15 protein-coding genes are annotated in these 20,901 nt (G+C 60.8%); 10 read left to right on the top strand and 5 right to left on the bottom strand.

From position 1 onward, the window contains the following. Nucleotides 1-122 precede the first annotated feature (122 nt). The 4 genes from ACESLM_RS11100 to ACESLM_RS11085 all read left to right on the top strand — a co-directional run bounded on the left by ACESLM_RS11100 (nucleotide 123) and on the right by ACESLM_RS11085 (nucleotide 7,947). A complete protein-coding gene (locus ACESLM_RS11100) occupies nucleotides 123-2,870 on the top strand; it encodes a HAMP domain-containing protein (protein ID WP_372631652.1) in 2,748 nt (915 codons plus the stop codon). A gap of 21 nt (nucleotides 2,871-2,891) precedes the next feature. Continuing rightward, nucleotides 2,892-3,389 (top strand): GNAT family N-acetyltransferase, encoded by a 498-nt coding sequence (locus ACESLM_RS11095; RefSeq protein WP_372631651.1) that lies wholly within the window; start codon nucleotides 2,892-2,894, stop codon nucleotides 3,387-3,389. A gap of 16 nt (nucleotides 3,390-3,405) precedes the next feature. After that, nucleotides 3,406-6,456 (top strand): cyclic nucleotide-binding domain-containing protein, encoded by a 3,051-nt coding sequence (locus ACESLM_RS11090; RefSeq protein ID WP_372631650.1) that lies wholly within the window; start codon nucleotides 3,406-3,408, stop codon nucleotides 6,454-6,456. Nucleotides 6,457-6,552: 96 nt separating this feature from the next. Beyond that, nucleotides 6,553-7,947, top strand: a complete 1,395-nt coding sequence (locus tag ACESLM_RS11085) for an RluA family pseudouridine synthase (RefSeq protein WP_372631649.1) — start codon at nucleotides 6,553-6,555, stop codon at nucleotides 7,945-7,947. A gap of 515 nt (nucleotides 7,948-8,462) precedes the next feature. On the opposite strand, the gene ACESLM_RS11080 is transcribed toward ACESLM_RS11085, so the two are convergent. The 4 genes from ACESLM_RS11080 to ACESLM_RS11065 form a co-directional block, all read right to left on the bottom strand. Then, nucleotides 8,463-9,722 carry a hypothetical protein gene (locus ACESLM_RS11080; RefSeq protein WP_372631647.1) on the bottom strand — a complete coding sequence of 420 codons (1,260 nt, stop codon included), beginning with the start codon at nucleotides 9,720-9,722 and terminating at the stop codon, nucleotides 8,463-8,465. Further along, nucleotides 9,712-10,893, bottom strand: a complete 1,182-nt coding sequence (locus ACESLM_RS11075) for a glycosyltransferase family 4 protein (RefSeq protein WP_372631646.1) — start codon at nucleotides 10,891-10,893, stop codon at nucleotides 9,712-9,714. Before ACESLM_RS11075 ends, ACESLM_RS11080 begins: the two co-directional genes overlap by 11 nt. Next, entirely contained in the window at nucleotides 10,890-11,933 is a 1,044-nt protein-coding gene (locus ACESLM_RS11070) for a sugar phosphate nucleotidyltransferase (RefSeq protein WP_372631645.1), read from the bottom strand. Before ACESLM_RS11070 ends, ACESLM_RS11075 begins: the two co-directional genes overlap by 4 nt. A gap of 337 nt (nucleotides 11,934-12,270) precedes the next feature. Continuing rightward, on the bottom strand, nucleotides 12,271-12,435 hold the full coding sequence (locus ACESLM_RS11065; protein ID WP_094047281.1) for a DUF1328 domain-containing protein: 165 nt from the start codon (nucleotides 12,433-12,435) through the stop codon (nucleotides 12,271-12,273). A gap of 177 nt (nucleotides 12,436-12,612) precedes the next feature. Between ACESLM_RS11065 and ACESLM_RS11060 the strand changes: the two genes are divergently transcribed. The 6 genes from ACESLM_RS11060 (at nucleotide 12,613) to ACESLM_RS11035 (ending at nucleotide 19,843) form a co-directional block, all read left to right on the top strand. Then, a complete protein-coding gene (locus tag ACESLM_RS11060; RefSeq protein ID WP_372631644.1) occupies nucleotides 12,613-13,095 on the top strand; it encodes a DUF948 domain-containing protein in 483 nt (160 codons plus the stop codon). A gap of 164 nt (nucleotides 13,096-13,259) precedes the next feature. After that, nucleotides 13,260-13,448, top strand: a complete 189-nt coding sequence (locus ACESLM_RS11055) for a hypothetical protein (protein WP_372631642.1) — start codon at nucleotides 13,260-13,262, stop codon at nucleotides 13,446-13,448. Nucleotides 13,449-13,562: 114 nt separating this feature from the next. Next, nucleotides 13,563-14,732: a PP2C family protein-serine/threonine phosphatase gene (locus tag ACESLM_RS11050; RefSeq protein ID WP_372631641.1), complete on the top strand. Its 1,170-nt coding sequence runs from the start codon at nucleotides 13,563-13,565 to the stop codon at nucleotides 14,730-14,732. Next, nucleotides 14,729-18,415 carry a response regulator gene (locus ACESLM_RS11045; protein ID WP_372631640.1) on the top strand — a complete coding sequence of 1,229 codons (3,687 nt, stop codon included), beginning with the start codon at nucleotides 14,729-14,731 and terminating at the stop codon, nucleotides 18,413-18,415. Before ACESLM_RS11050 ends, ACESLM_RS11045 begins: the two co-directional genes overlap by 4 nt. After that, the gene (locus ACESLM_RS11040) at nucleotides 18,412-19,287 is read left to right on the top strand and encodes a CheR family methyltransferase (RefSeq protein WP_372631639.1); all 876 of its coding nucleotides are present in this window, start codon (nucleotides 18,412-18,414) and stop codon (nucleotides 19,285-19,287) included. The genes ACESLM_RS11045 and ACESLM_RS11040 overlap by 4 nt, the downstream gene beginning before the upstream one ends. Nucleotides 19,288-19,366: 79 nt before the next feature. Beyond that, entirely contained in the window at nucleotides 19,367-19,843 is a 477-nt protein-coding gene (locus ACESLM_RS11035; protein WP_372631638.1) for a hypothetical protein, read from the top strand. Between the two features lie 100 nt (nucleotides 19,844-19,943). Here the strand turns inward: ACESLM_RS11035 and ACESLM_RS11030 are convergent. After that, nucleotides 19,944-20,901 (bottom strand): NAD(P)/FAD-dependent oxidoreductase (locus ACESLM_RS11030; RefSeq protein ID WP_372631637.1); only part of this gene is annotated, 958 nt, incomplete at its 5' end.

Here is a 20,901-nt window from a genome sequence, read left to right as displayed (position 1 = left end):
TCATTTTATATAGGAAAAAGGATGTAAATTGTCGTTGTTTATAGTACGATGGAAATAATAGGCTAGGTGACGGGACAAGGCATCGAGCGCATGCCAACCAAGGAAAGAGACGGTATAACGATATGAGAAAACTTGCGTTATTGTCGCTTGTCGTCGCATTGACGTTGACAGGACTGTCCGTCTATCGGATTCAGCAGGAAGGCGGACTGCAGAAGGGACCTTGGTCGCGGCAATATCCGTTGGAAAATCTATCGAGGGCCGCGGAGGCGACCGGGGATTCCCTCGTCGTCATCGGACAGTCGAAGCAGGAGATCGTGCGTTTGTCCCCGGAAGGCAAGCTGGAGGCGTCCGCGAAGCACGAGGGCATCGGCAGAGATTCCCGTCAGGACTTTACGGAGGCGGCGGTCGACGGGGAAGGCCGGCCGATCGTGCTCGATACGGTGCTGGACTCCTATGGGCTCATCGTTCAGAGCGAGCGGATCGTCCGCTACGACGCGAAGGGCAACTCTCCGGAAACGCTCTATGAATGGATGGGCAACGGCACGAGCAAGCGCATAGGCCAGATTCAAGGCTTGCAGGTAAAGGGAGACAGCCTCTACTTCTTCCTGTCCGCATCGGAGAAGGTGTCTCTGATGCAGCTCCCGCTAGGGGGAGGACAGCCTCAGGAACGGTTTTCGTTTACTCTGCCCAAAGACCGGTTCTTGTCCGAGATCGAAGGAACGGAACCAGGCCGAATTTACTATACGACGAAGCGCGGCAGCATCTATCGCGTCGCGGAGGACGGGACGAGCCACATTCTGTATCCGCTCGCGAGCATGGATCGCACCCGCAAAAACTTCCCCGAAAGGCTGTCGATCGCGCCGGACGGCAGTCTGATGTTCGTCGACCGCCTGCTGAACGCCGTGACGGTCATGCCTTCAGGCGGAGCCGATTTGAAGGTGCTGCTCGACGGACCGTCGATCGTGCAGTCGGTTCCGGACGCGGAAAGCCACGAGATCATGGATGTCGTTCCGAAGACCGACGGGGGGTACGCCGTCGTGCTCAACGATCGCATTTTGCTGTACGACAAGCAGAATCGGCTGGCGGAAGTGTTGACGAAAGCCGGCTACTCCGGCGGGGTGCTCGCTTCGGGCTGGCTGCGGTGGGGAGCGGCAGCGGCCGGCATCGCGCTGCTGATTCTCTCGCTGCGGCTCGTCTACGTCCATCTGATGAATCGTCGGGTATCCCTTTTTCTCAAGCAAGGGGTCGTTATCGTTCCGATTATCGTCGTCGGCATGGTACTGCTGTCGAATTCCATCTATAACGGCTTCTCTTCCCGAATGGAAGAGGAGATGCAGCGCGAGCTGTCGCTACTCGCCCGCAACGGGCAGCAGCTGATCGACGGCGACCGTCTGGAGAAGCTGCGCTCCCCGGCGGATTATCGCAACGGCGAATACGAATTCATCCGGGAGAAAATGAACTTCCTCTTCGCCGGCGAGCAGGACATCGAGCGCCAAGGGCTGTACAGCACGCTGTACAAGTACGACGAGGGCCAGTTGTACATCATCATGGACGACGACGACGGCGTGAACATGTTCAAGCCGTTCGAGATGAACGAAGATAACGAAGCCGTGCGTCGCGAAGGCATCATCCGCACCGGACAGTGGGAAGACGCCAACGGCAAGTGGCTGTACGCGATCGGTCCCGTGTACAACAGCAAGCAAGAGGTCGTCGGCATCTACGAGACCGGTCGCGATCTGAGCGTTCTCTATCAAGCCAATCGGAAAATCTATCAAAACATTTTGCAAAATATCGCGATGATTACCGGCGTGCTGCTGGTCGTCATTTTGGCGGGAACGTTCTTCATGCTGTCGACGGTGCGCAAGCTGCGCAAAAGCGTCATGGCGATGGCCGACGGCAACTGGGACGTTGAAGTGAACGTCAAGAGCCGCGACGAGGTCGGCGATCTCGGCGAGCAGTTCAACCGTATGGCCAGATACATTCGGCAGTATATTTCGGACATTACGAGCTTCTCCGAAGTGTCCTACCGGTTCGTTCCGCAGCAGATTTTCAAATCGCTCGGCAAGAAAGGCATTCTCGATATTCGCCTGGGCGATCAGGTGCAGCAGGAAATGTCGGTGATGGTCGCCAACCTTCGCGACTTCCGCAAGCTGTCGCAGACGCTGACGCCGAAGGAAAACTTCAACTTCATGAACGCGTTCCTGCGCCGCTTCGGGCCGCTCGTGCGGCGGGAGGACGGGCTGGTCAGCAAATATCTCGGAGCGGGCTTCATGGCGCTGTTCCCGGGCTACGCGGAGGAGTCGCTCAGAGCGGCGATCGCGATTCGCCAGGAGCTGGACGATTACAACGCCAGCAGGCGCCAATCCGGCTACGCGCCGATCGACATCGGCATCGCGATTCATCGCGGGCCGCTCATGATGGGCATTATCGGCGAAGAGAGACGCTGGGAAGGCAACGTCATCTCGGACGACGTGCATTTGACCGCCACGCTGGAGAAAATGTCCGAGGAACTGGGCGCTTCCGTGCTCGTGACCCGGGATTTGTTCGAGCAGCTGCGCGAGCCGGAGCGGTTCCGCCATCGCTCGCTTGGGCGCATTACACCTGAAGGGCAGGACCAGGCGATCGAGTTGATCGACGTGTTCGAGGGAGATTCGGAGCCGGTCAGATTGGCGAAGGAACGTACGAAGGCGCTGTTTGAGCGCGGGCTCATGCTGTGCCAGGAAGGCCGATTCTACGATGCCCGTGAGACGTTCGTCGAGGTCATCAAGCAGAACCGAATGGACAAGGCGGCCAAGCTGTATTTCTATCTCTGCGACGAGTACTTCCAGAAGGGCACTTCTTCCGGCTGGAACGGAACGCTGGCGGTCTAGCGCGGAGAGGGGGCGGCGGGGATGATTACCCGGACATACGAAATACATCTGCTGGATTCGGCGGCGCGGGCCCGAAGCATCGTGGAGTTCTTTTTCTCCGAGTTTTCGTTCGACGATACGAGATACACGCCCGGCGAGGAGGAGCAGCTCAAAACTTTGCCTTACCGGGCGCTTGCCGGACAGGCCGTCGTCTGGTACGCGACTAACGAACGGGGCGAAATTATCGGCGTCAGCTGCGCGGCCGAAAACGATCAGAAGACGGGCGGCTACAGCTGGGATTACGTCGTCGTGCACCGCGAATACCGCGGATGGGGAATCGCGGGAGCGCTGCTGGAGCGAATGCTCGAATATTTGCGCCGGGCGTCGGCCCGTTATTTGATGACCTATACATGCAGCCTTCCGGAGTACAAGACGATTCGCAGACTGTTCGAGAGGAACGGGTTTACGTTGATCGGCCAGTGTCCGGACTACTACTTCGACGGGGAAGACCGGCTTATCTACTGGCTTCGGATTACATAAGAGAGTTGAGTATCGGATGATTGCACAACAATGGATTCGCCGATTGGGGATTATGACGGAGGACCGGCACAAGCTCGCGCTGATGGTGCCGGTCTTCCTGCTGTGCGGCATTGCCGAGATGCTGAACTACAACGGCTTCATGACGCTGTTCAACCAACGCTTCGGCAGCGTCTATCTTCCTTATATCTATGTCGCAGAGGCGGTCGTTCTGCCGCTCGAAGCGTGGTTCATGACATGGCTTGCCGGCAGAATGACGAAGCCGGGATTGATGCGGACGATGTTCTCGCTGATGATCGGCATCGTGGCGTTTAACGCGATCGTGCTGCTGGGACTGAGAGCGGCCGGCATCGATTTCCGGTTTTACTACCCGTTTCTGTTTCTGACGTCCAACTTCGTCGTCCGGCAGCAGACGATCCTGCTGTGGAGTCTTGCCGTTGATCTATGTCCGACCCAGCAGGCGAAGCGGCTGATGCCGTTCTTCGTGGCGGCGGCCACGCTGGGCGGCGTCGTCGCCGGGGTGATCACGCAGGTGGCGAGCCCGCTGCTCGGTCCGGACATCGTCTACGTGCTGGGGCCGCTATTCCTGCTGGCCGCTCTGTACAACTATCGCAAAGCGATCGCGGATTATCTCGTGCCGCTGGCGCTCCGATCGGCGGGAGGTCTTGACAGCCAGCAGATGACGCTGTCGTCGATGGACTACTTCAAGCGAACGTTGAAGTCTCCGTTTCTGCTCGGCGTTCTCGGCATGATGACGATTATGCCGGCGCTGTATTTTCTGATGGAGTTCGTGTTTCTGAATACGGCTCACGCCGCCTATCCGAACGAGGCCGACTTCGGCAAAATGTTCGGCGTCGTCACGACGGTGCTGTTCGCGCTGGCGTTTCTGCTGCAGCTCGTGTCGGGACGGTTGATGGCGTGGCTCGGAGCGAGCGGCATGCTGGCGGGCATTTCGGCCGTCTACGTGCTGGCGTTCGCAGCCGCCTGGAGTCTGATCGGCTCTCCCGCGGCGATGCTCGCGGTGTCCGGAGGCTACATGCTGACGTATTTGCTGATCTATTATTCGGCCGAGCCTTCCTATCAACTGTTCTATAAAATGCTGCCGCTTCAGCAGCGGGACGGCTTTCGCTACGTGGCGCAGGGCGTCGCTACGTTCGCGGGCATTTTGCTCGGAGCGGGGCTGCAGTTTCTGCATACGGGCTTCGGTTGGGGATTCGCGGAGCTGGCGGCGCTCGGCTTGGCCGGGGCCGGAGCGATGTTCGTCCTGGCCTGGGTCGTTCGACAGCTCTATATGAAAGAACTGGTCCGCAGCTTGCAGACGGCGAGCTTCTCGGAGGACAAGGAGCTGGCGGAGAGCTACAAGGAGTTTTTCCGCAACTCGCGCACGATGGGCGCCGTGCTGGCGATGCTCGGGAACGGCGGCGAAGAAGCGAGAGAGGTCGCGCTGAACCTGCTCGGACGGAGCAAGGATTCCCGGTACATGCCGGAAATTCTCGCCCGGATCGACGACGAGAGCCCGCGGGTGAAAATCGCCGCGTTGAAGGCGCTCGACCTGTCCGGTGCGGGCTTGGAAGAGATGGCCAAGGTTGCTTCGCTGCTGGAGGACCCGGAGCCGGACGTCCGTCTGGAAGTCGTGCGCAAGCTGGCGCTGATGAAGCATATGCCTTCTCAGGCATTTTTCTTCCTGCGGATGAAGCTGCTCGACCGGTCGCCGATGGTCGTGGCCGAAGCGGTCAAGGCGATGTACTTGCTAGAGAGCGCGCAAAGCTACGAAGCCTGTTACGAGGTGATCGAGCGGATCCTGAAGGAAGGCGGAGAGTCTTCGATCCACGTCTGCCGGGTCGTGGCCGAGCTGCGTCTGGACCGCTTCGCGCTCGAGGTGAAGGAGCTGCTGGAGGATTCGCATCCCGCGGTCAGGGCGGCGGTGACCGCCTGTCTCGGCGCGCTGAAACGGACGGAGGTCGTTCCCGGCTTGCTGGCGAAGCTGCCGGCGGCGGATCAGGAGCTGCACCGGGTTACGGTGCAGGCGCTGATCGAGATGGGCGACGGGGTTGTCGAGATATTGAAGGGGGCGCTGCCGGACGCCGCGCCGAAAAGCTGGAGCGCCTGCGCCACGGCGCTGGCGAAGCTGCTGCCGGACGAGGAGGTCAGGGGCTGGCTGGCCGAGCAGGGTGCGGACAAGCTGGCGGACCATGCGCAGTCGGCGCTGTTGTCCGAGGCATATACCGTGCTGGGCCGAGCGGATTTGGCGGAGCTGGCTGCGCTCAGGCAGCGAGATTTGGAGCGGACGATTCACGAAGGCGTATGGGCGATTCTGGAGCGGCTAACGGATGAGCAGGTCGTCGCCGCCGTGAAGAAGGCTTTGGCGGACGAGGATGAGGAGATTCGCAGCGGAGGCCTGGAGGTGCTAGCCGAAGGAATCGGCGGCGTGCGCAAATTGTCGCAGAGACTGGCGGCGAGCTGGCAGACGGACGCGGAACGTTCGGCCAGTTTGACCGCGGAAGCGGCAGCTGCGGCGGTCGAGCTGTCGGCGGAGTCGTCCGACGACTGGTGGCGGGAGATGGCCGGAGAATGGCGGCGAGGGGAGGAAGGAATGGCGATGAAGGAAGAGCAGGGCGCGCTTGGCAGATTAAACAAGGTCGTATTCCTGAAGAAGGTGCCGTTCTTCGCCGACCTGTCGCTGGAGGAACTGGGCCTGATCGCGGGCGCGGCGACGGAGATGACGTTCGCGGACGGCAGTTACTTGCTGCACAGGGGAGAAAAGAACCCGGCGATGTACGTCGTCATCGAGGGCAACGTCGAGCTGACGAGCGTATCCGCCGCAGGCTGGGAAGGCACGCTCGGCGTGCTCGGGGCCGGAGAGGTGTGCGGCGCGACTTCGGCTCTTGACGAGTCGCCTTCGTCGGTAACGGGGCAGGCGTTTTTCGGCGACGTTCGCGTGCTGGCGCTCCAGCGTGAGGACGTGACGCGGCTCGTCCGACTGTACCCGGAGATCGGAATCGGGCTGCTTCGGGCTTCGCTGGCGAGAATCCGGCTGCTGGAAGAGATGATGATGAAGATTGATTCGTAGACGGCAGGTTGACATTGCCCGGCCGTTCCCGTATATTGGTCGGCAAAGCCCGGCAACGCTTAGCGGGCGCGCATGAGAAATCGGAGGAAAGACAGGATGAGCGGAGCGGGAAGAAATCGGACGCGCGGCGGGCAGAAGCCGGCCGGCGGCCAGGACAGGCACGGACGGCGGGAGCGCGGAGCTTCGGGAGCCGGACGGGGCGGCGGGGCGACGCGAGCGGGGACGGTCGGCCGAAGCGGCGGAGGAACGCTTAAGCGGACGGACGGTGGAGACCGAGGCGGTGGAATGCCTAAGCGAGCGGATAGTGAAGGACGCAGAGGGGAACGCGGGAGCTACGGACGCGGTGAGCCAGCAACGCGGGGCGCAGGCCAAGGACGCGGGGAGCGCGCGGCCAAAGGTGCAAGCTCTGGGCGGGATGAGCGTGAGTCGAAGGCAGTAACCCAGGGGCGAGACAGGCCCGGCCGCAGCCTGAGGACGGAGACGGCGGTGGGCAGCGGAGTCGGCGACCGGGCGGTGCGTCCGGCCGAGCGCAATTCCGGCGCAAGGCGCACGGGAGCGGCCGCCGCACCGGGAGCCGCCGTGCGGGGCGGCGGGCAGAAGCAGGCTTTGCTCGGTATGGGACGTATCAAAGGCGAGTGGATGGACATTCGGCTGCCGGACGCTTTGGCGGGCGCGCCGCTCGCGGTCGTCGCGAAGCATTTGCCGCTGCCGCCCAAACTGCTCTCCAAGTTGATGCAGAACCGGGGCTGTCTGCTGCAGGGAACGAACCTGCGGCTGCATCTGTTTCCGCGGGAGCAGCGGGATTATCCGTCGGATTGGATGGAGCTCAACATCTTGTACGAGGACGAGTTTACGCTTGTCGTCAACAAGCCGGCGGGCATTGAGGTGCATCCGAGCGAGAAGGGACAGCGCAAGACGCTTGCCCATGCGGTCGCCGCGTATTACGAGATGACGGGGCAGGATTTGCGCGTGCGCCACGTGCACCGCATCGACAAGGATACGACGGGGCCGGTGCTGTACGCCAAAAACGAGTTCGCCCAGTATCAGTACGATAAAGGAATGCGCGAGAAAACGATCGGGCGCGTCTACGTGGCGTTAGCCGAAGGCGGCGTGGAAGGGAACAAAGGCAAGATCGACAAGCCGATCGGCCAGGACCGCCACCACTCCACGCGCCGCCGCGTCAGCGAGACGGGCGATCCGGCGGTGACCCACTACGAGGTCGTCGAGCGATTCGCGGATCATACGCTCGTGCGCCTGCATCTGGAGACGGGGCGCACGCATCAGATTCGCGTCCACCTGTCGTCGATCAACCATCCGCTGGCCGGAGATGGACTGTATGGCGGCAAGCGGACGGTTATCTCCCGGCAGGCGCTGCACGGCGAGCGGCTCATCTGGCATCACCCGTGGACGGGGGATAAGGCGAGCGTGACCGCGCCGCTTCCGGACGATTTCCGGGAAGCGCTGGACAGGCTTCGCCGTGCGCAGCGGTAAGCCTCCCGCAAAAAACTGCTGATGCCCCATTTACGGAGATGAACAGAGGTCCTTTGAGGATTTGTTGCAGATGCCAGTTGCTCGAAGAAATCGAGTAACGTCTCCCCAATCGCGCCCAATCGAAGGGCAATGTTCGAAGAAATCGAGTAACGTCTCCCCAATCGCGCCCAATCGAAGGGCAATGTTCGAAGAAATCGAGTAACGACTCCCGAATGGAGCCCAAACGGAGGGCAATGTTCGAAAAAATCGAGTAACGACTCCCGAACGGCGCCTAATCGAAGGGCAATGTTCGAAAAAATCGAGTAACGACTCCCCAATGGCGCCCAAGCGGAGGACATTGCTCGAAGGAGCCGCACTATTGCTCGAAGGGCCGCATATTGGCGCTCGGAGGAGACCGCGACGAAAGAGGTTGCTTCGAGAGAACTTGGCGAACTGCCGTCCGTCAACTAGACAATCGCAGACTAAAAACAAGCATCGCAACCCGCCGGCAACGGCGAATCGCGATGCTTGTTTTTTTACTTCCGGAGGCAGAGAGCCTCCGTCATCAAATACGACAGAGCGGCTTCTGCGCCGCAATTGATGTTCGGGCCGTACGGGGTGAGGCCGTCGCAGCAGCTTCCGTCCTCGGGATCGGCGACGGGAACGCGCAGGTCGTTGGCGCCGTAGAACCAGTCCCGGCACAGGTCGCGCAGCGCGGCGTAGCTGCAGCGTTGTCGACCTCCGAGAGCGAAGCCCCCCTCCAGCGCGGAACGGCCCAGCGCCGCGGGCCGGATCCCGCCGCGGTCCGCCGGCGAATCGCCGGCTCCGTGGCCGCGCGCGCTGCCGACGAGCCGACTGTTCTCATGCTCGGCCAGCCGATCGGCCACCGTTGCTTCTCGCAGCGCCAGCGCCAGCTTGAACATCTCGAGCGGCTGCTGGTCCCAGCGGCTGACCGCGTCCGAATCGTTGGTGCACCAGCCCTCGTTGCCGATCGGCCGCAGCCAGCCTTCCTCGGCGGTCATCGCCTCGACGAGAAACAGGAGGCTTTCCGTGCCGACCCGGTACGTCTCCGGCCGCCGCGTGAACCGGTACGTGCGAAGCATCGCCCACGGCAGCACGCCGTTGCTGTAGGTCATCGCCGGCTCGAACCAGCGCCAGGAGGCGACGGAGAAGTCGCGGTACGCCCGGCACAGCACCGCCTCCAGCCGCGTCAGATGGTGCTGGAGCTCGCTCTTGACGTCGAGCGGCAGGTCGATCGCGCCTTCCTGCGACGCCTGGAGCACATGGGCGCACGACGCCATCGCGAACGCCTGCCCGCGCAGGGAGACGATCCCGCCGAACGTGGGCAGCGTACGCTCGAAGATCGTCCGGGCCGTCTCCCGGCGGGGACCGGACAGCCGGATCCAGGCGTCGGCGCAAGCCCAGATCGAGCGCCCCTGGCAATCGTGGGAAGTTTCCTCCGGCTCCAGCGTCCGGTCATAGGCGAAGTTGTTCAGGAACCAGCCGTTGTCTTCCTGCGCCCACAGCATGAACGCCAAATAGACGTCGGCCAGCCGTTCCAATTCCCGCGCATTTTCCTCCCCGATCGTCTTTTCCCCGAACGACAGCCATTCCGTCGCCGTCCACAGCGCTCTCGCGTTGTCGTCGGTCGTGTAGCCTTCCCGCCTCCGGGGAACGCGGCCCAGGGCGTGTTCGAGCAGTCCGGTGTCGTCCGTCAGGCGGCGCAGGTGGGCGAAGGAAGGAAGCGGCGCCTGGCGGAACGCGAACGCCCTTTGGCTCGTCGAACTAGACGACATCGGCGATTTTGTCCCTCTGCTCCGTCATGATGCGCTGGAATAGCCGCAAATGCTGCGCTCCCACGTGCGGCCAATGCATGCTTCGCCCGATTTCCGAGATCTGGCGCTCCCAGTTCGCCAGCATGCCCGGATAAGTAAACACTTCGATCAGCTTGGCGCTCCAAGCGTCCGCGTCCCCGAAAGGAAGCAGCATCTCCTCCCGGCCCTGCACCAGATCGCGGGCGTAGACGTAAGGCGTCGACAGGATCGGCCGGCCCAGCCCGGCCGCGTAAGCGAGCGTGCCGCTCGTAATCTGGCTCATGCCGGGGTAGGGCGTGACGTACAGATCGCAAGCGGAGATCAGCGACACGAGTTCGTCTTCCGGCAAGTAGCGGTCGATCCATTGAACGTGATGCTCCAATCCCAGATGCCGGATCAGCGTCTTCAGCTCTTCGCGGTAAGTCTCTCCCTCGTGTTTACGCACCTCCGGATGCGTCTGCCCGGCGATTACGTAGAGCAGCTCGGGAACGGCCTGCACGGCCGTCGCCATGGAGCGGAGAATCAATTCGATGCCTTTGCCGCGGCCGAGCAGACCGAACGTAAACAGCACCTTGCGATTGTCCCAGCCGGCTTCTCTGCGCACCTTCGCGCGGTCGGCATTGTTCGGAACCGGGGTTCCGTGCGGGATGAACGTCATTTTGTCGAGAGGAATGCCGAAGTTGTCTTGCAGATAGCCGAGTCCTTTGCGGTTCATGACGAGCAGGTGATCGCTCCAGCGGGCGATCTCCCGCTGCACGGGGGCATAAGGCTCGACGGGCTGCTCGAATACGGTATGGAAAGTCGTGACGACGGGCTTCTTCAGCCGGCGAAGAAACTCCAGCAGATGGGAGCCGGCCTCCCCTCCGAAAATGCCGAACTCGTGCTGCAAAGAGACGATGTCCACGGAGCTTTGATTGATCAACTCCGCGGCTCTGCGGTAATCGTCGACCTCCTGTTTGATGATCGGAAGCATCCACGTTTCGCGGTAATCGTCCTGTTCGTCCGGATTGCACATCGTAAGGACAGGGTCCGGGGAACGGGAGCCTTTGGCATGGAAAATGGCTTCTCTCAGATGGTGGGTGTAGGTGGCCAGGCCGCATTTTTTGGGAACATAAGTACTGACGTAGGCGATCTGGGGCGGACGTGGGTTCATCGGCGTTGCACCTCCAAATTGCGATTGCATACCGCTTCGTGCAAAATGTGCGGACCGGCCTGCATGGCCGTCCCGAAAATGCATTCGTTGAGCTGGGCGCCGGCGCGGATTTTGCAGCGATCCCACAGGATGGAATTGGCCAGCCGGACTTGCTTGCCGATACGGCTTCCCTTGCCTACGACCGCGTATGGCCCGATAATCGCCCGGTCGCCGATCGTGACGTCGTCCCCGATCATGACGGGAGGGATGAACAGGACGCCTTGGCCGACGCGGACATTGTCTCCGAGCCAGATGCTCTTATCCTCCATTTCTTTGCCGTCGATGCGCAGCGGGAAGCGGCGGTCGAGCAGGTCCCAATGGAGCTGGCGATAACGCTCCTTGGTACCCATGTCCATCCAGTACCCTCCGATGGGATGGCCGTATACCCCGCTGCCGTTGTCGATCAACAGGGGGAACGTTTCTTTCTCTATCGATACGACTTTGCCCGCGGGCACGAAGTCGAGCGCTCTCCGCTCCATAATGTATATGCCGGCATTAATCCGATTTGACGGTGCTTCTTCTTTTTTCGGTTTTTCGATAAACCGGACGATTCGCCCGCCGTCCGTCTGTTCGACGACGCCGTAGTGGGAAGGATCCTCCACCTCGGTCAGACAGATCGTAACCGCTCCTCCGTGCTCCTCATGGTACCGTAAAGCCGCCGTCAGATTGACCTGATGAATAATGTCCGCGTTAACGACGACAAAACGGTCGCTCAGCAGACGCTCCGCGTTTTTAATCGCGCCGGCCGTTCCCAACAGCTCTTTTTCCACCGAATAATCGATGCGGACACCGTATTTGGAGCCGTCTCCCAAATCCCTCTCGATGAGCTCCCGGTAATGCTTAACGGCGATTACGAATTCATTTACGCCCTGCTCTTTGTAGTGCAGGAGAAGATGCTCGAGCCATGGCCGGTTTCCGACAAGTGCCATAGGCTTCGGAAGATGTTCCGTCAAGGGGCGAAGTCGGGTTCCCAAACCTCCGGCGAGAAGTAAAGCTTTCATGATAGGATCAACCTCCGTTGAATTGATGAGTTCCCCCCGCAGGGTCAACTGTCAACCTATTAACGCAATCGCCGCGTCCTTAATCACCTCCCTGAGAAAATAGAAAGACGCCCCCGATTCGCATCAAGCGCAGGGAGGCGTCTATATCCGTTGGAAAGACGATTATCGTGATTAGAGAAAGTAAAGTTGCCGCATTAGAAAGAATGATTCGCCCCGTCGGCCGGACGGATGGAATGAAGGGAGTTGACCTAGTGCTACAGCCTACTTTACCTGAAAAAGGCACTTCCTGCAACTATTATCCAGATTGCTTGTCCGACCGAGGCGGCGCCGGATGCGTCTAGATTCTCCCGCGCCGGCCGGTGAACAGGGAGACGATGAACAGGATCAGGAAAATAAAAAACAGGATTTTGGCGATTCCCGCCGCCGCGCTGACGATTCCTCCGAAACCGAAAACGGCGGCCACGATCGCGACCATCAAGAAAACGAAAGTCCAATACAGCATAGGGAATTCCTCCTTTATTCGCGCGGTTGCAGCTTACTGGAGACGCCGCTCCGCGCTTGGCGTTAATGCTTGGTTACCCCGCCGGGACGGAGATGAATCCGGGGCTTGTTGTTTCGGATAGCCGCCGAGCGGGTTAACGAACGGTAGCACCTGCTGCAGATGAAGGAGGAATCGGATATGGACAACAACGATATCTTGGCGTGGAGCGCGGCGCTGGCGGCGCTGGCGTTCATCGTTTTGTGCGGCTTTCTGATCTCGCTGCTCAGAACGGCGCGGGAATCTCTCATTACCGCCCGGTCGGCTTTTAAGGAAGTGAAGGAAACGGTGGAAGAGCTGCATGATGAGGTGAGCAGGCTGGCGGTCAGCGTGAACGACGTGGCTTCGGACGTTAAGCTCAAGCTGCGTTCGACCGATCCTCTCTTCCGCGCGGTCCAGGACGTCGGGGCGATGCTGGGCGAGTTGACCGGGACGGCTCGCGAGGCGACTCGTAGCCTGTCGAACGCCGTCCGCAAACAAGCCGCGGCGTCCGAAGCTGAAGCGGGGCCGGTTCCGAATTGGCTGCGATGGGCGGCCATCGGCTCCCGAATCGTCACCCGTCTAAGGAAGGACAAGGAGTTCGGCGTCAAGAGGCCTTATTCGCAAGCGAAGGAGGGGCTCTGATGAACGGAGGGCCGGCGCTCTCCTCCGTGGCCCCCGCGGGCCGAATTCGGCCGCGCTTCCGGCACTCCGCAACTGACAATCGTTAACAAACGGTTTGTTTCAATAGATAGGCAGAGGTTTAATCAAGAGTAGACCACGGTGACAGAAAAAAGGAGGAGAGCAAAATGAAAGCCTATGCTAAACTTGTAAACAACGGGCTGGAAGCGTTCGAAGTGGTGAACGATCTGCATCGTCACGGATGCGGCGATGCCCTTCGCAGCAAGATCGAATCGATGGGATTCAACTCGTTCGAAGCGAGCATGTACGAATCCGAATTGGATAAAGGCAAGGTGCTGGTAATGGCTCGCCAATAACCCGGGAGCAAGCGGGAATAAGGAATGAGGGCGGAATTCCGCCGCTCATTCCTTATTCGCGTTTGTTGTTTGGGGAAGGTTCCAAATCGAATGGGTTACCAAGGAGCGGAGAAGATGACGGGGAAAATGACCGTGTTAATCGTAGACGACAATGCCATGAACGTGCTCGTCATCGAGGAAATGCTCAGACGGGAAGGGTACAAGCGGCTTCGCACCGCCTACTCGGCGGCGGAGATGTTCCGCTTGCTTGCGGGAGAAGAGGACGGAAGCTTGCCGGGAATGCCGCAAGTCGACCTGATTCTGCTCGATCTGATGATGCCGGAGATGGACGGGATCGAGGCTTGCCGCCGCTTGCAGGCAGATGCCCGGTATAAGGACATCCCAGTTATCATGGTGACGGCGGTCGGCGACTCCGTGAAGCTGGCGGAGGCGCTCGACGCCGGAGCGAGCGATTTCGTTACGAAGCCGATCAATAAGATCGAGCTGTTCGCCAGAATTCGCTCGGCGCTGAAGCTGAAGCGGGAGCTGGACTGGCATAAGGAGCGCGATTCCCGGCTTCGCCAGGAGCTGCAGCTCGCCCGCCAAGTGCAGGAGTCGGTGCTGCCGGACGAGGTCGAAGATTCCCGTATCCGCATCCGGGCTTATTACCAGGCGTCCGAGGAGCTTGCCGGGGATCTGTACGCCTGGCATCGGATCGACGACAGCCGCTGGGGCGTCGCGGTCATCGACGCGATGGGCCACGGGATTTCCTCTTCGCTGGTCAGCATGTTCATCGCCTCGATTTTGAAGGAGTCGATGAGGACGTTATGGTCGCCGGAACGCGTATTCAAGGAGCTTAACCGGCGGCTGATGGGTCTGCAGTGGGAGAACGAACTCGTCCATTATTATTGCACGGGCATCTATGCGACGATCGATCTGGAAGTCGGCAAGCTGAATTACATCAACGCGGGGCATCCGCCCGGGTTCGTGTATCGTTCCGGAGGCGGGCATCCGGACAAGCTTCCCGTCAGCTGTCCTCCGCTGGGCATGTTCGATAAGCTGGATCTGACGCCCAGAACGCTGGCGCTGTCACCCGGAGACGCCTTGTATTTGTTCACGGACGGCATCCTCGGTTCTTTCGAAGGCGAGGACGAGGACCGGCTCGGACAACTGGCCGCTTTCCTGCGCCGCTTCGAAGGCGAGGCGGAGCTTGAGCGGCTCGTTCGGCGGGATTCGCTGGACGAGAGGTCCGACGATCGCTGCCTGGTCAAGATTGAACTGAGTCCGAGGAGAGTCCATACATGAAAATCAAAACGAAGTTGGGCATCGGCTACGCGCTGCTGCTGCTGTTGTTTGCCGGAATCACCCTATTCGGCTATTCGCAGCTTACCCAGATGAACCGCTCGCTGGAGCTTTTTTACGACAATCGTTTCGAGAAAGTCAAAATCGCGCTGGCAGTGCGCGGGGAAGTGAACGCCTCCGGCCGCATTATGAACGATATGATGATCGGCGATCAGGACCCGTCCCAAGGGGTGGCGGACATCGCGAGAAGGCTCGGGGACGCCGAGTGGCAATACCGTATCCTGGAAAATATGCAGCTCGGAGCGGGAGAACTCGACTTGATGGGCAAGATCGAGGAGCTAACCGAACGGTACGGGGTTACGGTCAGGCAGTTTATCGCCTATGTCAACGAGGGCAAGATCGAAGAAGCGAAGCTGCTGTATGCCGACAAGCTGCGCGGCGAACAGCGCGACGTCATCGATCTGATGGACGAGCTCGTGTCCGTTCAGGAAATTTCCTTGCGGGAGGAGATGGCGGATTCCAAGACGACGTACGATTGGTCGGTACGGATGGTGGCCGCGTTGACGGCGATCGGCCTGCTGCTGGGGCTGGCAATCGTAATGTGGGTGTTTCCGAGCATTAACCGGGGACTGAACCTGCTCGGACGAATGGCGGATCGGTTCTCCAGAGGGCGGTTGCGCAGCTTCGCCCGCATCGAAGTCCAGAGCAAGGACGAGCTGGGCGAGCTGGCATTTCTGTTCAAGCGAATCGCCTTGGATTTGCAGGAGAAGAACGACCGCGAGGCCCGGTTGGCGGAAGTTCAGAAGAGGCAGGCCAGAATCAACGCCCAGCTGGCCCGAGTGACGGAGCTGCTGCAGGAAGGCTCCGATGCGAAGAGCGTCGCCCAGTCCTTCGTCGCCGAATTCGCTCCCGTGCTCGGCGCCTCCCACGGCTTGATCTACTTGTCCGAGTCTTCCTCGGACGACTCGCGTCTGGAGCTGGCCGGAACTTACGCGACGGCGACGGGGGACGGAGGGGAAGGCGCCGCCGTTCCGAAGGCGATACGTTCCGGAGAAGGGCTGGCCGGGCAATGTTTCCGGGACGCCAGGCCGATCGCTGTCGAGCAGGTGCCGAGCGGTTATTTCAAGATCGGTTCCGGGCTCGGAGAGATCGAGCCCGGAAGCCTGATCGTGCATCCCGTCGTGTACGACGATGCGGTCATCGGAGTCGTCGAGCTGGCATCCTTCACGTCCTTCACTCCCGAGAGCCGCGAGCTTCTGGAAGCGCTGTGCGAGAAGCTGGGCACGATTCTGAACAATATCCGTTCCCGTCGCCGCGTGGAGGAACTGCTGAGGGAATCCCAGGCGATGACCGAAGAGCTGCAGGTTCAATCCGAGGAACTGGTATGCCAGCAGGAGGAATTGCGGGAGACGAACGACAAGCTGGAGAAGCGCCAGAGCGACTTGAAGAAATCGGAGCAGCGGCTGCAGCAGCAGCAGGAAGAGCTGGAGCACGCGAACCGGGAGCTGACGCTCAAGACGGTTGCGCTGGAGCAGCATGTAGAGCGCATGGAGCTGCAGAACAAGCAGATCGCGCAGGCGAACGCCGAGCTGGAACGCCAAGCTCTGCAGCTCGCGCTGACGACCAAATACAGGTCGGAGTTTCTGGCGAACATGTCGCACGAGCTGAGAACTCCGCTGAACAGCCTGCTCATTCTGTCGGAGTTCCTGACGGAAAACCGGGAAGGCAACTTGACGGAGAAGCAGCAGGAGTACATGAAGACGATTCATCTGTCGGGCACCGACCTGCTGAAGATGATCGACGAGATTTTGGACTTGTCGAAAATGGACGCGGGCAAGATGGAGGTCCAGCCGGAGTGGATGGTTCTGGACGATCTGTGGGCGTTCTTGGAGCACCAGCACCGGCCGCTCGCCGACGCCAAGCGGCTGTCGTTCGGCTTTGCCCGCGAGGGCGACGTTCCGGAGTCGATCCGGACGGACGGCTACAGGCTGAAGCAGATCATGCGCAACCTGCTGTCCAATGCGATCAAATTCACGGAAGCGGGATCGGTGTCGCTGACGCTGCGCAGGCCTTATCCGCGCGAACTGGACCCGTCCAGACTGGACGAGGGGGCGGCATACGTTGCGCTGTCGGTAGCGGACACGGGCATCGGAATAGCGGAGGACAAGAGCGAGCTGATCTTCGAGGCGTTCCGCCAAGCGGACGGGACGACGAGCCGCAAATACGGAGGCACGGGATTGGGTTTGACGATCAGCCGGGAGCTCGCCTATCTGCTCGGAGGCTGGATTCATCTGGAGAGCGAACCCGGCAAGGGCAGCTCGTTCACGCTCGTCGTTCCCGAAACCTATTCGGGTCCGACGGGCGCGGCCCAATCGGCGAACGGCGGCGAAGAATACGCCGCTTCGCATCCGGCTGACGCCGCGGCCGAATTAACGGCCGTCGCGGCGGAGCAGCCGGACGGCCCCGAACCGGCGGGCAGGCCCGAGGACGACCGGGCCTCCCTGGAGCCGGAAGACAAAGTGCTGCTCATCGTCGAGGATGACGTCAACTTCGCCAAGGTGCTGCTTGAGATGGCTCGCTCGCGCGGCTTCAAGGCGATCGTCGAGCTGCAGGGGGACGAAGGGCTGGAAGCGGCGAAGGCGATCAAGCCCGACGCGATTCTGCTCGACATCCAGCTTCCGGTGACGGACGGCTGGTCCGTCCTGAGCGCGCTGAAGAACGATCCAGCGACGCGCCACATTCCGGTGCACGTCATCTCCGTGACCGAGCAGTCCACGCACGGATTGCGCATGGGCGCGATCGATCATCTCCGGAAGCCCGCTACGAGGGAGCAGCTGGAGAAAGTGTTCGTGAGCATCCGCGAGGTGCTCGACCGGATGCCCAAGCGCCTGCTGCTGATCGAGCGGGACGAGGAGACGCGACGGAGCCTGACCGAGCTCATCGTTCACGACGACGTTGCCGTCACCGCCGTAGGCGATGCGGATGACGCTTGGGAGCGGCTGCAGGAGGAGACGTTTGATTGCATCGTGATGGATTCCGGTCTTCCGGACGAGACGGGCGCCGAGCTGCTGAGGAAGATGCAGCAATCCGCCGAGCTGCTGAAAATCCCGGTGATCGTGCATTCGGACAGCGAAGACGATGAACGGACACTGAGGAAAATGAGATATTTCGCCGATTCGATCGTGCTGAAGAACGTCAGATCTCCGGAGCGTTTGCTGGAGGAGACGGCGCTGTTCCTGCATCGGGTCGAAACCGATCTGCCGGAGGACAAGCGCAAGCTGCTCGGCAAGCTGAACCGGGGCGAGGACGCGTTCGAGGGCAAGACGATTTTGCTGGTCGACGACGACGTGCGCAACGTGTTCGCCCTGTCCGGCGTGCTGGAGCATCGCGGCATGAAGGTGCTGACCGCGGAGAACGGAATCGAAGCGCTGGGCAAGCTGGAGACGGAGTCCGGCATCGACCTGGTGCTTACGGACATTATGATGCCCGAGATGGACGGGTACGAGACGATGAGGCGCATTCGGCAAAATCCCGAGTGGAGCAATCTGCCCGTCATCGCGCTCACGGCCAAGGCGATGAAGGACGACCGCAACAAATGCATCGAAGCGGGAGCGTCCGACTACATTACGAAGCCGGTGAACACGGACCAGCTGCTATCCTTGATGAGAGTGTGGCTGCACCGATGACGGAACGGGATAACCGGAACGACCGGGACAATCGAAGCGCCAGGAACGGCCAGGACGACGAGCTGGAGAGAATAGAGACCGCCCTGCTGCTGGAAGGCATCTATCAGAGGTACGGCTACGATTTTCGCAATTATGCGCATCCGTCCATCTACCGTCGCATCCGGCATCGGCTCAAGCTGGAAGGGCTGCCCGACATCTCCTCGCTGCTTGGCAGCGTCCTGCGTGACCCGGACGCCTTTCGTCGGCTGCTGAGCGATCTTGTCATTCCCGTGACGGAGCTGTTCCGGGATCCGGAGATGTTTCTGGCCTTTCGCAGAGACGTCGCCCCGGTGCTGCGGCGGCTTCCGTTCGTGCGTATCTGGCACGCGGGCTGCTCGACCGGAGAAGAAGTATACTCATTGGCCGTCTTGCTGCACGAGGAAGGGCTGCTCGACAAGACGCGAATCTACGCGACGGACATTAATGAGGACGCCTTGCAGAGAGCTCGGGACGGCATGATTCCGATCGACCGGATGAAGCAGTATACGAGAAATTACCAAGCGGCCGGAGGGAAGCGGGATTTTTCCGCTTATTACGCCTCCAATCACGGCATCGTAATGCTCAAGCCTTTTCTACGGGAGAAAATTGTGTTCGCCCGCCACAATCTGGTGACGGACAGCTCCTTTAACGAGTTTCATGTCGTCTTCTGCCGCAACGTCATGATTTACTTCAATCCGCAGCTGACGAATCAGGTGCATGGATTGTTTTACGAGAGCTTGGCCCCCGGAGGATTTCTCGTGCTGGGGGGCAAGGAGTCGCTCGCGTTTACGCCGATGGCGGAACGTTACGAGACGTGGAACGATACGCACCGGATCTACCGCAAGCAACTGTGAGCCGTTCGCCGGTTCAAAGCGCGCCGCTCAGGGTATACCAATGATGAAGTCAAAATCCGACTTGAACGGAGGGATACTTATGACGGTTAACGTAGGAATATTCGGGCAGGAGGATCGGGTGCTGGAAGGGATTCGGATGCTTCGGGAGGCCGGAGCCGAGTCGGCGGACGTTCGCGTCGTCGTCGGCAACCGGGAGAACGCTCCGCTCCTTGCGTCCAGTCCCGACGTGAACCTGGAGGAACTGTACGAAATCCAGGCGACCCGGCGCCGCGATTACGACGAAGAGTGGGTGGCGGGCGTCGCTCCGCTATCCGCCTATCCCGCGGGCAACTTGACGGTAGGAAACGCGGCGCCCGGAGTCGTGGTAGCGGCGAGCGACGTCGGCGGCAACGACGGCACCGAGGACGTGCTGGCCGCGATCGGAATTCCGGAGCGTTATTGCGGATCATGCGCGGAAGCGATCGACAGCGGCGGATACTTGCTCGTCGTCGACGGCTCCCGAGAGATCGGAGCGCGGCGCATCCTCAATCAGGCGGGCGCGACAACGCCGGACTGACGGAGTCAGAGAACAGACATAGACGGCCTGGCCTGGCAGCCCCTTGGCGATTTACCGCGATACGCGGAGCGCCAAGGGGCTGCTTTGCGAGAAGATCGGGCTATACGGAGGAGGCGACGGCGCGATCCGGACGGACGATACGCCCGATCGGGTTCGGCAAGCCGAGAATACGGTCGCGTATGATTTCCGCTCCCATGCAGCTGTAGATCGTTCCGTTCCCTCCGTATCCCAGGCAATAATGCTGACCGGGGCGTTCGGGATCTTCGCCGAGCCAGGGCAGTCCGTCCGCCGATTCCCCGAACGTCGCGTTCCACTCCCAGCGAATGTCCGGAGAATATCCGGGGAATAACCGGCGAAGCTCGGACAGCAATCGCATCGAGTGCGCGCGCAGCTCATGCTCCGAGAGCAGGGGCTGGCGAACGTTTTCGTCCAATCCTCCGATAACGATCCGGTTGTCCCCCGTCGTTCTGGCATACAAATAAGGCCGGGCCGTCTCCCAGATCAACATCCGTTCATGCCATTCGGCCAGTGACGGAAGAGGGCTCGTCACGATCGCGTAAGAGCGTTTGAGCCGAGCTTTCATCCAGCGTCCTCCGGCCGTTTCCGGTGCGTATCCGACCGCGTACACGACATGCTCCGCTTCGATCGAGCCGTTGCCGGTCCGCACGACATATCCGCGCTCCGCCGGCCGAACATCGAGCATTTTCGTACGCTCGTACGGCCGTAAGCCTTGTTTGACCGCTTCTTCGGCCAGCGCGTGCACGAAGAGGTAAGGATTGACCTCGGCGTCGCCGCGAGTGACGATCGCCGCTGCTTTGCGGAACGGAAAATGCGCCGCGATTCGTTCCTCGTCCCACCAATCGGAATCGAAGCCGCTCCGCGACAGCATCTCGTATTCCGCGCGAAGGGCGTTCGCATCGTCCTCATTGGACGCATAATAGAGACTGCTGCGCCGTTTGAACCCGACGTCTCGGGGCAGCCTCTCCGCGATATCGGCGATTTTCTCCGCGGCATGCTTGCAGGCCCGATAGAACTGCAAGGCGTGCGCTTCTCCCAGC

Origin of the sequence: Cohnella sp. (assembly GCF_041641335.1) — a bacterium.
GTDB lineage: Bacteria > Bacillota > Bacilli > Paenibacillales > Paenibacillaceae > Cohnella.
Note: the sequence above shows the minus strand (reverse complement) of the source record. Positions and strands in the feature narration are given on the sequence as shown.